Genomic DNA, 12,220 nt, shown 5'->3' with positions numbered 1-12,220 from the left:
GGGTCCGCGCATGGTCTGCCTAGTGTGAGCAGGTGGCCGCCGGAAGTCATGTGCGGCCGATGATGCATGCAACCAAAGGAGCAAAGCTATGGCATCTCGTAGTTCCTCGCCTTCGGGTTCTTCCAAGTCGTCCTCGTCGTCCTCCTCCGGGAAGTCGAGCCGCGCGCAGGCCGCCAGCAAGGGCGGCAAGGCGAGCACGCAGAACAGCCGCGCCCAGAGCGAGCGCGCCAGCGCCAAGGGCGGCCGCAGTTCCAGCTCCGGCAGCAAGTCTTCGCGCAGCAGCAAGTAAGCTGGAGACGCGCGCGCCCACCGGCGCGCGAGGTGCCTGGCCGGTGCGAACCGCCAGGCATTTTCATTTCCGGACACCGGCGCGCGACAATGCAGGGATGCGTTTCGCCAGTTCCTCGAATTTCCGCCACGTGGGCGAGGCCCGCGGCCCCGGCCTGCCCCTGCGCCATCTCTACCGGTCCGACCATCTCGGCGCGCTGGATGCGCACGACGCGGCGCAGATCCGCGCCCTCGGCATCACGCGGGTGCTCGACTTCCGCGGCGTGCACGAGCGCACGTCGGCGGCGTGCCGGCTGGAAGGCGTGACGGTGCACTCGCTGCCCATCGAGCCGACGATCGTGCAGAAGCTGAGCGAGCTGGTCGCCTCCGGCCACGCCCTGACCGGGGCCGACGTCACCGCGCACATGCAGGACACGTACCGCGGTTTCGTGCGCGACAGTACGCCGCGCTTTGCGGAGTTCTTCCACCACCTGCTCGCGTCGGACGAGCCCACGGTGTTCCATTGCACGGCCGGCAAGGACCGCACCGGCTTTGCGGCGGCGCTGCTGCTGAAGGCGGTCGGTGCGTCGGATGCGGCCGTGATGCACGATTACCTGCTCACGAACGATCGCGTGCGCCTGCCCGACGCCAGCAGCATGGGACTGCCGCGCGAGGCCATGGAGGTGTTGTGGCGCGTGCACCCGGAGTTCCTGCAGGCGGCCTTCGACGAAGTCGATGCCGCGTATGGCTCGCTGGAACAGTACTTCGCGGAGGGGCTCGCGCTGCGCGAGCCGGAGCGCGCACGCCTGCGCCACCTGTATCTCCACGCCGGCCCGCGCTAGCGTAGTCCTTCCTGCCGGGCCTCGCGCCGGCCTCCTACGCGAGCCGCCGGGCAGAGCCGACAGGTCTGCCTTGGCGGCTCACCAAGACTCGGTTGTCAGGACGGGCGACTCAGCCCGGATCCGCAGCAACAAGGAGTCCGTGATGCCCAACCAGGAACAGTCCCGAGACGGGATGCCTCGCAAGGACCAGGACCGCCCCTCGCCGGACGTGGGCCGCTCGGCCACCGAAGGCCAGGCCTCGGCGCGTGGCACCGGCATCAGCCCCGACCTGCAGGAGCCGCGCACCATAGCCCGACCCATGGCCGGTGACGAGAAGGGCATGCCCATGGCCGACGAATCGCCGGCGGACCAGGATTACCGTGGCGACGGCCCGGCGAAGATCGGCGTCACCAGCGACAACCAGCCCGACCTGGTCGCGCCCTCCGGCGTCAACGAGCGGGACCACGGCGCCGCCGACGACAAGCCGATGGGTGGCGGTGCGCTGAACTTCGACGACGGCACGGACGAGATCCATCCGCGCGGCAAGGTGACCGGCGCCGGCGGCACCTGGAACGACAAGAACCCCAGCGATGCCGGCGAGCTCGGCGCCCCGGGGCCGGGCATGTCCGACCGGAATGGTCCCAGTGACCCGGACAACAAGCGCGGTCGCTAAGGCGGTGCGGGGGGGAGGCAACATGGTCTACGCAATCTTCTCCGCATCGGTCCTGCTGGCCATCGGCGCGATCTATGTCGGCGCCATCGGGTGGCTCTACTTCCGGCAGGAACGCCTGCTGTTCGAACCGGCGCCGCTGCCGCTCGACGAGCCGATCTGCGACGACGAGGACACCCGCGAATTCTTCGTCGAGGTGCCCGGCGCGCGCCTGTCGGTCGCGCAGCTGATGCGGCCCAACCCGCGCGGCGTGTTCTTCTTCCTGCACGGCAACTCGGGCAACCTGAAGAAGTGGTTCGTCGAGCTCGACGCGTTCCGCCAGGCCAACTTCGACGTGGTGATGCTGGACTACCGCGGCTTCGGCAAGAGCAGCGGCCAGATCGAGAGCGAGGAGCAACTGCGCTCGGATGTCGTTGCGGTGTGGCACCAGCTCGCGCCCATGTACGAAGGCAAGCGCGTGGTGATCTCGGGCCAGTCGCTCGGCACGGGCCTGGCCGCGGGGCTCGCCGCGCAGCTCTCCTCGGAAGGTCACGCACCCGACCTCACGCTGCTGGTGTCGCCCTACAGCAGCATGAAGGTGCTGGCCGCGGAGCTGTACCCGTGGGTCCCGCTGCAGGTCCTGCGCTATCCGCTGCACACACTGGAACATGCGGCGAAGCTGCTGGGCCCGGTGATGCTGATCCACGGCGAGAAGGATGAACTGATCCCCATCCGCCACAGCGAGACGCTGGTCAAGTCCATGCGCTCGGCCCAGCTGCTGCGCGTCGACGGCGCGGGCCACAGCGACGTGCACCAGTTCCCCACGGTGCGCAAGGCGCTGATGTCGGCCCTCGGCCGCCTCTGAGCAGCGACGCCGGGCCGCCCCGCGCGCCCGGCGTGCCGCTGAAGGTCCTCTTTCCTACATCACCGGCGTCCGCACACTGACAGCGCCCGGCGGGCGCATCTCTAGAGTAGGTCTTCACCGTGAGGCACCCCATGAACGACAGCAAGCGCAAGTCAACGACCCCGCCCGAAGCGCCGCGCAAGGAGCGCGCGCGCTCCGAGCGGCCCGAGGACCTGCAGCCCGCCGCCACCGGCGGCAACCAGGGGTCGCCTGCTGCCCCCGTGATGCCGCAGTTCGTGAAGACCCGCCACGAACGCGGCGGCCGTTCCTGACCCGTCAATCCACAGAGACGCACATCCATGAAGAAACAAGCGCCCGACGCCATCGACCTGCTGGACGCAGACCACCTCGCGGTGCACGCCCTGTTCCAGTCCTACCGCGAGCTGGTGAAGAACCACGCCCCCGCTCTCAAGCGGCGTGCGCTCGCCGAGGAGATCTGCATGGAGCTGACGATCCATGCACGGCTCGAAGAGGAGTTGTTCTATCCGGCCGTGCGCGAGGCGCTGCAGGACGACGACGTGATGGACGAGGCCGAGGAGCAGCACGGCAGCCAGCGCGAATTCGTGGCGCAGATCCTCGCGACCTCGGCCGAGGACGAGTTGTACGACGCGCGCGTGGCGGTGCTCGCCGAATACGTGGAGCGCCACGTCCGCCAGGAACGCGAACAGGTGTTCAACCGCATCATGGCGTCGCGCCTGGACCTGCAGTCGCTGGCACGTTCGCTCACGGTTCGGAAGGAAGAATTGCGCGCCGTTGCAGAAGCGTTGCGTGAGGATGCACTCGCTCACGCACTCGCCTGATCGGCCCGACGCAGCCTTGTCCCGTCCTACAGTCATCGACAGTACGAGACGACACGGCAGGGGAAGCCCCCCACTAAAGTGAGCCGCAGGCAGCGGGAGCCGCTGCCAGCTCTCTCAATACCAGTAGTCCAACACTCAAGGAGTTCCTGATGATCAAGTCCCCGATCGCGCAATGTGCCGCGCTCGCGCTGATGGCGGCGCTGTCGCTGAGCGCCTGCAGCAAGAAGCATGATGACACCGGCGCCAGCTCGTCGAGCTCGAGCACGATGCCGTCCACCTCGACGTCGCCGAGCGACACGACCAGCAGCACCACGGCCAGCGGCACCGGCTCCACGTCCGGCAGCACGGCCACGACCCCCAGCACCGGCACCACCGCGGGCGCCAGCGGCACCGGTTCCGCGACCGGCAGCGGCACCTCGATGGGCGCGAGCGGCACCACCGGCTCCAGCACGGACACCACGTCGTCCACGCCCGGCAGCGCCAGTGGCACCACGGGCAGCACGACTGGCACGGGCACGACCGGCAGCGCCGGCACCGCTGGCACGTCTCGCTGATCGACGATGCGGCGCTCCTGGCCTCTCCTGACTCTCGCCGCTGCTTGTTCGCTTGCGCTCGGCGCATGCAGCAAGCACGCCGAGAACAACGCCGTGGCGCCGGGCAGTCCCGGCACCGGTAACGGCGTGGAGGTCGTGAAGCCCGCAGCACCGGACAGCCCCTCGGGCGGCCCCTCCGGCATCGCCGGCTCCACGTCGCACTCCGGTTCGTCCGGTGGCGACGCGCCGCCCGGCGCCTCGGGCTCCGGCACGCAGGGCAGCAACGTGCCCGGCACCGGGCTCAATGGCGGCCTGGGCACGGGCGCTGCGCAGTCCGCGCAGGGCACGGCCAGCGCCGGCAGTGCGGTCGCAGGTGGTGGATCGCCGAACACGACGACGGGTTCGTCCTACGGCAACCGTCCCTGAACGATTTCGGTGCGTTATCGAATGCCGGGCACTGCCCGGCTTTTTTTTGGCTCTTCGCCGATCTCCGAGACGCACGTAGAGGTTCGCTCTTCGGAAGTCCGTGGGCGTCGCGGCAGGCGGCGTGCGGTGCAGGCCCGCTGGGCATCGGTCGGCGGCTGCGCGCGCCGGCTTCCAGGCGATGCCCTTCATGCGGGCCCGCACCGCACGCCGCCTGCCGCGACGATGGGCAGTCGGGCCCCTGCGGGGAAGACGACGGGCGCCGCGACGGGCGCTCGTAGGCTGGCGGTGAGCAACGCGAACCCCAGCGATCCAGCGTAGCGCAGCAAGCTGGGGTTCGCCTGCGGCTCACCACCAGCCTACCGCGCGACGTCTAACATGGTCATTCCCTCGTCATCCGCAGGAGCCACCATGTTTCCCAAGAATGCAATCTGTCTCTGGTACGACGGCACCGCCCTGGAAGCTGCCGAGTTCTACGCGCGCACCTTCCCCGACAGCAAGGTCGGCGCCTTGCACCGCGCGCCCGGCGACTATCCGGCCGGCAAGGAAGGCGACCCCTTGATGGTCGAGTTCACCGTGCTGGGCATCCCCTGCCTCGGCCTCAACGGCGGCCCCGGCACGCCGCACAACCAGGCGTTCTCGTTCCAGGTCTCGACGGAGGACCAGGCCGAGACCGACCGCTACTGGAATGCGATCGTCGGCAACGGCGGCAAGGAGAACGTCTGCGGCTGGTGCCAGGACAAGTGGGGCATCTCCTGGCAGATCACCCCGCGCGTGCTGATGGAGGGCGTCACGAGCGCCGATCGCGCGGAAGCGAAGCGCGTGTTCGAGGCGATGATGGGGATGGGGAAGATCGACGTGGCGGGGGTGGAGAGGGCGAGGAAGGGGTAGGTCTCGATCGCACGCCCCCGCGCGTGCGCTCAGCCCTTTTCCACCGGCAGCCCCGGCGTGCGCGACCACTCGCTCCAGCTGCCTGCATACAAGCCCGTGGGGGCGTAGCCAGCGAGCTCCATCGCAACGAGGTTCGGCACGGCGCTGACACCGCTGCCGCACTGGTGCACGACGCTGGCCGGATCGCGACCCGCAAGCAGCGCGTCGAATTCGGCGCGCAACGCTTCGCGCGGCTTGAAGCGTCCGTCCGCCCCGATGTTCTGCGCGAACGGCCGGTTGAGCGCGCCGGGGATGTGGCCCGCAACCGGATCGAGCGGCTCGACTTCGCCGCGGAAGCGCTGCGGTGGGCGGGCATCGATCAGCGTCAGCGCGGATTGGCCGAGCGCCTGCGCGACCTCCTGTGTGACGACCAGCCGGCGCAAGGGCTCACCGAGCTCGAAGTTCGACTGGAAGTGCGAAGGCTCGGTGCCCGAGCGCACCTCGCCCCCCGCGGCCTGCCAGGCCTGCAGTCCGCCGTCGAGGATGGCGACGGCCTCGTGGCCTGCCCACTTGAGCATCCACCACAGCCGCCCGCAGTAGTTCGCGCCATTGCGGTCGTACACCACGGCCTGCATGTCGTTGGCGAAGCCCACGCTGGACAACCACATGGCGAACTTCTCGCGGCTGGGCAGCGGATGGCGTCCGCCCGATGCCGCACCAGGATGCGGCTGCGGCGCACCGCTCGCGTCGGGCGTGCCCTTGTCGCTCAAGGCGTGGTCCAGGTCCGCGTACACCGCGCCGGGAATGTGCGACTGCAGGTAGTGCTTCTCGCCGGCGGTGGCGTCCATCAGCTCGAAGCTGCAGTCGAACACCATCACGCGGGCCTTGGCGGCCTGCAAGGCCATCAGTTGCTCGGGGGAGATGAGGGTGGGGTACATCGCAGGGGCTAGGGGCTAGGGGCTAGGGATCAGGGCTGGCGGTATTGTGGCTGTTTCCCTCGTCCCTAGCCCCTAGCCCCTTACCCTTCAATGCTCCTCCGCCGGCGCATCCGGGGCCGCCCCCGAGCGCAGCACCGTGGCGGCGATGCCGCTCGCGCAGATCAGGGCCATGCCGCCCCAGCCGGCCAGCGGGATGCGGTCGCCGAACAAGGCGAGGCTGTACAGCGCGCCGAACACGATGCCGGAGTACTGCAGGTTCGCCACCAGCAGCGTCGCGCCGTGGCTGTAGGCGCGGGTCATGCACCACTGGCCCAGCGACGCGAGCACGGCCATCGGCAACAGCCACGCGGCATGGCCCCAATCCCACGGCGACACGCCGGCCAGCGTCATGCCGATGGCACCGGCGACCGCGGAACCGGCGGCGAAGTAGAAGACCGTGCGCACCTCCGGCTCGCCGATGCGCCCGAGCGCCATCACCTGCAGGTAGGCGAAGGCCGAGAGAACGCCCGAGAGCAGCCCCACAAGTCCGGCGAACACCTGCTGCGAGCCGATCGTTGGCCGCAGCATCAGCACGACGCCCGCAAAGCCCGCGAGCACGGTCAGCGCCAGCGGCCCCTGGCGCGTGATGACAGCGGTGCCCGCGCGCGGATTCCACGCCACCAGCGCGCCGCCGACCAGGAAGGCCGCGATCCAGACGCTGCTCATGTAGTTGAGGGTCATGGCGGTGGCCAGCGGCAATCCGGCGATCGCATAGAACCAGGCGCCCAGCGACAGCACGCCGACCAGGCTGCGCCACGCGTGCATGACCGGATAGCGCGTGGCGAGCGACGTGCGGCGCGAGCGCGCCCACAAGCCCATCACCACCATGCCGAGCAGGCCGCGCCAGAACACCAGCTCGGCGGCGTTGAACCAGGCGGATGCGAACTTGATGCAGACCGCCATGCTCGCGAAGAACAGGGAGGCGGCGAGCATCCACAGCGCGTCCATCAGCGGCCCGGGAACATGCGCGCGAGCCAGGGCTGGCGCGCGAGGCGCTCGGCCTCGAAGGCCGCGATGCGATCGCGCTGCGCGAGCGTCGCGCCTATCCAGTCCACGTCCTGTGTCAGCAGCAGGCGCTGCCGCGGCGTGAGCTGGAACGCGAACGCGTGCGGGCCGGCCGCAAGCCGGCCCTCGTGCACGTCGATGAGGACCTCCAGCGGCCCGAGTTGCGCCAGGTCGAACAGTGCGCGGACCTCGCGCGGCGCCAGGACGATGGGCGCGACGCCGTTCAGCGCGCAGTTCTGGCGGAAGATGTCGCCGAAGCTGGGCGCCACCACCGCGCGGAAACCGTAATCCCGCAGCGCCCACACGGCGTGTTCGCGGCTGGAGCCGCAGCCGAAGTTCTCCTCGGCCAGCAGCACCGTTGCGCCGCGCAGCGCGGGGTCGTTCAGCACGAACCCGGGGTCCGGCCGGCGCCGCGCGTGGTCGCTGTCCAGGTCACCGGGATCGAGATAGCGCCAGTTGTCGAACAGCACGGGCCCGTAGCCGCTCTTCGCGGTCGAGCGCCCGTACTGCTTGGGAAAGATCGCGTCGGTGTCGACGTTGCGCCGGTCCAGGGGCACCACGATGCCGCGGTGCAGGCCTTCGGGAAAGGCCGGCACTCAGGGTCGGGCCGGGCGCGGGCCCATGGCGTCGCCGTACCACTCGTGGAAGTGCTGCATGCCGTCTTCCATGGGGCTCTGGTAGGGCCCGGCCTCGTTGTCGCCGCGCTCCATCAGCGCCTTGCGGCCCGCGTCCATGCGCAGGGCGATCTCGTCGTCCTCCACGCAGGTCTCCATGTAGGCGGCCTGCTGGGCTTCCACGAACTCGCGTTCGAAGGCGGCGATCTCCTCGGGATAGAAGAACTCCACCACGTTCAGCGTCTTCTGCGGGCCCTTGGGGAACAGCGTGGAGACCACCAGCACGTTCGGGTACCACTCGACCATCACGTTGGGATAGAGCGTGAGCCACACCGCGCCGTGCTTGGGCATGCGGCCGTCCTGGTAGCGCAGCACCTGCTCGTGCCATTGCCGGTACACGTCCGAGCCCGGCTTGCCGAGCTTGCCGGCGACGCCCACGGTCTGCACCGAGTATTCGGGGCCGAATTCCCAGCGCAGGTCATCGCAGGTCACGAAGTTGCCCAGGCCCGGATGGAAGGGGCCGACGTGGTAGTCCTCGAGGTAGACCTCGATGAACGTCTTCCAGTTGTAGTCGACCTCGTGCAGCTGGGTGCGGTCGTACACGTAGCCGCTGAAGTCCAGGTCCGCCCTGGGCCCCAGCTTCGCCAGCGCGCGCTGCACGTCGAAGTGCTTGCCGCCGCCTTCGAACACCAGCCCGTTCCAGGTCTGGACCGCGTAGTTGTTGAGGTTGAGGCAGGGGTCCGTCGCGAAGTGCGGCGCGCCCAGCAGCGTGCCCGCCTTGCCGCCCTGGCCGGCGCTGTAGGTCCATCGATGTAACGGGCACACGATGTTCCCCCCGGACGAAGGACTCGCGTTCACCGAGCCGCGCCCGCGCAGCATCACCGCCTGCCGGTGCCGGCACACGTTGGAGATCAGCTCGATGCCGTTGCGGGTGCGCAGCAGCGCGCGCCCCTCGCCTTCCTGCGGCAGTGCGTAGTAATCCCCAGCCTCGGGAATGGCGAGTTCGTGCCCCAGGTACCGGGGCCCGTGCTGGAAGATCAGCTCCATCTCGCGCTCGAACAGCGCTGGGTCGAAGTAGCTGGAAACGGAAAGTTGGCTTGCGGCCTGCTGTAGCTGAAGACTTAAATCAGACATTTCACCTGACCTAGAGACTCCCCCTATGAAGGGGCAGGGCCACGCTTGGAGCGCGACAGAGAAGGGAGGGCGATTCTACCCTCCGGCTGCACTTGGGGGGCGCTCGCCTAAAATCCATGGTTGACCGGAAAAGATTGCATGCCCAAGCCGCCTTTCAAACCTCCTGCCAGCTACGAAGCGGCGATGGAAGAACTCGAACAACTCACCGGTCTGATCGAGTCGGGCCAGCTGCCGCTCGAACAGCTGCTGGCCGGCTACGAGCGGGGCGCCGACCTGCTGAAGTTCTGCCGCGAGAAGCTGCAGGCCGTGGAGGAACAGATCAAGGTGCTCGACGCCGGCGTGCTCAAGCCGTGGGCGGGCGAGTGAGCGCCGCGGCGCTCGGGCCCAGTGACGGCTCCGTGTTCGACCTGAAGTCCTGGTCGGCCGAACGGCTCGCGCGGGTGGAACAGGCCTTGTCGGCGTGGGTTCCGCACGACGCGCCGGTGCGCCTGGGGGAAGCGATGCGGTACGCCGTGCTGGACGGCGGCAAGCGCCTGCGCCCCCTGCTGGTGCTGGGCGCAGCCGAAGCCGTGCGCGGGAACCTGGACGCAGCCCTGCGCGCCGCCTGCGCCGTCGAGCTGATCCACGCGTATTCGCTCGTGCACGACGACATGCCCTGCATGGACAACGACGTGCTGCGCCGGGGCAAGCCCACGGTGCACGTGGCGTATGGCGAGGCCACGGCCTTGCTGGCCGGCGATGCGCTGCAGGCGCTGGCCTTCGAGCTGCTGGCACCGGCGGATGCCGGCATCCCCGATCGCACGCAGGCCCGCCTTTGCCGCCTGCTCGCGCAGGCCGCGGGCGGCTCCGGCATGGCGGGCGGGCAGGCCATCGACCTCGCGGCGGTCGGCCAGAGGCTCACCGAAGATGAATTGCGACACATGCATCGCCTGAAAACGGGCGCGCTGCTGCAGGCCAGTGTCATGATGGGGGCAGCTTGCGGCGAGGCGGCGCCCGAGGCCGCGAGCGGACTTGCGGAATATGGCCGGGCCCTGGGCCTGGCCTTCCAGGTGGTCGACGACATCCTCGATGTGACCGCGGATTCCGCTACCCTTGGCAAGACGGCGGGCAAGGACGCGCTGCAGGACAAGCCGACCTACGTGTCGCTGCTGGGCCTGGACCGGGCCCGCAACCATGCCGCCGAATTGCTGGAACAGGCGCGCGCCGCGCTCGCGACCACCGGGCTGGCCGACACGCAGGCACTGCGCGCGCTGGCCGAGATGGTGGTGCACAGGGACAACTAGAAATGGCAACGCTGCTGGAAACGATCAACGATCCCGCCGACCTGCGCCGGCTGGGACGCGCACAGCTGCCCGTGCTGGCCGACGAATTGCGCTCCTACGTGCTGGAGTCGGTGGCGCGCACGGGCGGGCACCTGAGCTCCAACCTGGGCACGGTGGAACTGACCATCGCGCTGCACTACGTGTTCAACACGCCCTGGGACCGCGTCGTCTGGGACGTGGGGCACCAGACCTATCCGCACAAGATCCTCACCGGCCGGCGCGACCGCATGGCCTCGTTGCGCCAGCTGGGCGGCCTCGCCGGCTTCCCGCAGCGGGCCGAGAGCGAGTACGACACCTTCGGCACGGCGCATTCGTCCACCAGCATCTCCGCGGCGCTGGGCATGGCGGTGGCGGCCAAGCTGAAAGGCGAGCAGCGCCACTCGATCGCCGTGATCGGCGACGGCGCGATGAGCGCGGGCATGGCGTTCGAGGCTCTGAACAACGCGGGCGTGACCGACACGGACCTGCTGGTCATCCTGAACGACAACGACATGTCGATCAGCCCGCCGGTGGGCGCGCTGAACCGCTACCTCGCGCAGCTCATGAGCGGCCGCTTCTACGCCGCCACCAAGGAGCTGGGCAAGAAGGTGCTGCACGTCGCGCCGCCGCTGTTCGAGCTGGCCAAGCGCATCGAGGAACATGCCAAGGGCATGGTCGTTCCGGCCACGCTGTTCGAGAAGTTCGGCTTCAACTACATCGGCCCGATCGACGGGCACGACCTCGAATCGCTGGTGCCGACGCTGGAGAACATCCGCCAGCTCAAGGGCCCGCAGTTCCTGCACGTGGTGACCAGGAAGGGCCAGGGCTACAAACTGGCCGAAGCGGACCCGGTGGCCTACCACGGGCCTGGCAAGTTCGATCCCGCGGTCGGCCTGGTGAAGCCGGCGACGCCGCCGAAGCCCACCTTCACCCAGGTGTTCGGCCACTGGCTGTGCGACATGGCGGCCCAGGACCACCGGCTGGTCGGCATCACGCCGGCCATGCGAGAAGGCTCGGGCATGGTGGAGTTCCACCAGCGCTTCCCGGACCGCTACTTCGACGTCGGCATCGCCGAACAGCACGCGGTCACGTTCGCGGCGGGCATCGCCTGCGAAGGCCTGAAGCCGGTGGTCGCGATCTATTCGACCTTCCTGCAGCGCGGCTACGACCAGTTGATCCACGACGTGGCGCTGCAGAAGCTGCCGGTGGTGTTCGCGCTCGATCGCGCGGGCCTCGTCGGCGCCGACGGTCCCACGCATGCGGGCGCCTACGACATCGCCTACCTGCGCTGCATCCCCAACGTGAGCATCGCCTGCCCGGCCGACGAGAACGAGACGCGCAAGCTGCTCACCACGGCCTACCAGCAGGACCATCCGGTGGCGGTGCGCTATCCGCGCGGCGCCGGCGTGGGGACCACGGTGGAACCGGGCCTGCACCCGCTGCCCTTCGGCAAGGGCGAACTGCGCCGCCAGGGCCATCGCGTCGCGGTGCTCGCCTTCGGCACGCTGCTCTACCCGGTGCTGCAGGCGGCGGACCGGCTGGACCTCACCGTCGCGAACATGCGCTGGGCCAAGCCCCTGGACACCGAACTGCTGCTGCAGATCGCCGCCTCGCACGACGCGCTGGTCACGGTGGAAGAGGGCGCCATCATGGGCGGCGCGGGCAGCGCGGTCACCGAGGCGCTCAACGCCGCCGGCATCGTCAAGCCGGTGCTGCAACTGGGGCTGCGCGACGAGTACGCGCCGCACGGGGACCCGGCGAAGCTGCTGTCGCTGCAAGGCCTCGACGCCGCGGGCATCGAGGCTTCGATCCAGGCGCGCTTCGGCGAGCTGCTGGAACGGCCCGCCCCCAACCTGAAGGTCGTCGGCTGAGAGGGAAAAACCGAACAGCGGTTTCTCCCGGCGCCCGATAACATCCCCGCG

General features: G+C 69.3%; 16 protein-coding genes. 11 read left to right on the top strand and 5 right to left on the bottom strand.

Annotated features, from left to right (window positions below; genetic code table 11):
• The first annotated feature begins 88 nt into the window (after positions 1-88).
• The 6 genes from JJB11_RS11890 to JJB11_RS11865 all read left to right on the top strand — a co-directional run bounded on the left by JJB11_RS11890 (position 89) and on the right by JJB11_RS11865 (position 3,441).
• The gene (locus JJB11_RS11890; protein ID WP_201170948.1) at positions 89-289 is read left to right on the top strand and encodes a hypothetical protein; all 201 of its coding nucleotides are present in this window, start codon (positions 89-91) and stop codon (positions 287-289) included.
• Positions 290-386: 97 nt separating this feature from the next.
• On the top strand, positions 387-1,109 hold the full coding sequence (locus JJB11_RS11885) for a tyrosine-protein phosphatase (protein WP_201170947.1): 723 nt from the start codon (positions 387-389) through the stop codon (positions 1,107-1,109).
• Between the two features lie 142 nt (positions 1,110-1,251).
• Positions 1,252-1,761, top strand: a complete 510-nt coding sequence (locus JJB11_RS11880) for a hypothetical protein (protein ID WP_201170945.1) — start codon at positions 1,252-1,254, stop codon at positions 1,759-1,761.
• Between the two features lie 22 nt (positions 1,762-1,783).
• Positions 1,784-2,602, top strand: coding sequence for an alpha/beta hydrolase (locus tag JJB11_RS11875; protein ID WP_201170943.1), 819 nt, complete (start codon positions 1,784-1,786; stop codon positions 2,600-2,602).
• Between the two features lie 131 nt (positions 2,603-2,733).
• Positions 2,734-2,913 carry a hypothetical protein gene (locus JJB11_RS11870; protein ID WP_201170938.1) on the top strand — a complete coding sequence of 60 codons (180 nt, stop codon included), beginning with the start codon at positions 2,734-2,736 and terminating at the stop codon, positions 2,911-2,913.
• Between the two features lie 27 nt (positions 2,914-2,940).
• Complete coding sequence (locus JJB11_RS11865) at positions 2,941-3,441, top strand: hemerythrin domain-containing protein (RefSeq protein WP_201170937.1); 501 nt, start codon at positions 2,941-2,943, stop codon at positions 3,439-3,441.
• Between the two features lie 73 nt (positions 3,442-3,514).
• Here JJB11_RS11865 and JJB11_RS11860 read toward each other — a convergent pair whose 3' ends face one another.
• Entirely contained in the window at positions 3,515-3,985 is a 471-nt protein-coding gene (locus tag JJB11_RS11860; RefSeq protein WP_201170930.1) for a hypothetical protein, read from the bottom strand.
• A gap of 103 nt (positions 3,986-4,088) precedes the next feature.
• Between JJB11_RS11860 and JJB11_RS11855 the strand changes: the two genes are divergently transcribed.
• Positions 4,089-4,400, top strand: coding sequence for a hypothetical protein (locus JJB11_RS11855; RefSeq protein ID WP_201170926.1), 312 nt, complete (start codon positions 4,089-4,091; stop codon positions 4,398-4,400).
• Positions 4,401-4,808: 408 nt separating this feature from the next.
• Entirely contained in the window at positions 4,809-5,288 is a 480-nt protein-coding gene (locus JJB11_RS11850) for a VOC family protein (protein WP_201170922.1), read from the top strand.
• A 29-nt stretch (positions 5,289-5,317) separates the two neighbouring features.
• On the opposite strand, the gene JJB11_RS11845 is transcribed toward JJB11_RS11850, so the two are convergent.
• From JJB11_RS11845 to JJB11_RS11830, 4 genes are all read right to left on the bottom strand, one after another.
• A complete protein-coding gene (locus JJB11_RS11845) occupies positions 5,318-6,205 on the bottom strand; it encodes a sulfurtransferase (protein WP_201170919.1) in 888 nt (295 codons plus the stop codon).
• 87 nt (positions 6,206-6,292) lie between these two features.
• Positions 6,293-7,192: a DMT family transporter gene (locus JJB11_RS11840; protein WP_201170917.1), complete on the bottom strand. Its 900-nt coding sequence runs from the start codon at positions 7,190-7,192 to the stop codon at positions 6,293-6,295.
• Positions 7,192-7,845 (bottom strand): 3-isopropylmalate dehydratase small subunit, encoded by a 654-nt coding sequence (gene leuD, locus JJB11_RS11835; RefSeq protein ID WP_201964785.1) that lies wholly within the window; start codon positions 7,843-7,845, stop codon positions 7,192-7,194. The genes JJB11_RS11840 and leuD overlap by 1 nt, the downstream gene beginning before the upstream one ends.
• Complete coding sequence (locus JJB11_RS11830; protein ID WP_201170914.1) at positions 7,846-8,997, bottom strand: aromatic ring-hydroxylating oxygenase subunit alpha; 1,152 nt, start codon at positions 8,995-8,997, stop codon at positions 7,846-7,848.
• A gap of 138 nt (positions 8,998-9,135) precedes the next feature.
• Between JJB11_RS11830 and xseB the strand changes: the two genes are divergently transcribed.
• Genes xseB through dxs form a run of 3 tightly spaced genes read left to right on the top strand, consistent with a single transcriptional unit; the run spans position 9,136 to position 12,169 of the window.
• Complete coding sequence (gene xseB / locus JJB11_RS11825) at positions 9,136-9,363, top strand: exodeoxyribonuclease VII small subunit (protein ID WP_201170912.1); 228 nt, start codon at positions 9,136-9,138, stop codon at positions 9,361-9,363.
• Positions 9,360-10,280 carry a polyprenyl synthetase family protein gene (locus tag JJB11_RS11820; RefSeq protein ID WP_377372043.1) on the top strand — a complete coding sequence of 307 codons (921 nt, stop codon included), beginning with the start codon at positions 9,360-9,362 and terminating at the stop codon, positions 10,278-10,280. The genes xseB and JJB11_RS11820 overlap by 4 nt, the downstream gene beginning before the upstream one ends.
• Positions 10,281-10,282: 2 nt before the next feature.
• Positions 10,283-12,169, top strand: a complete 1,887-nt coding sequence (dxs, locus tag JJB11_RS11815; protein WP_201170909.1) for a 1-deoxy-D-xylulose-5-phosphate synthase — start codon at positions 10,283-10,285, stop codon at positions 12,167-12,169.
• Positions 12,170-12,220: the final 51 nt, after the last annotated feature.

The sequence above is a fragment of the Ramlibacter ginsenosidimutans genome, assembly GCF_016654015.1.
Lineage (GTDB): Bacteria > Pseudomonadota > Gammaproteobacteria > Burkholderiales > Burkholderiaceae_C > Ramlibacter > Ramlibacter ginsenosidimutans.
This window is presented reverse-complemented; position numbering and strand designations above follow the sequence as displayed.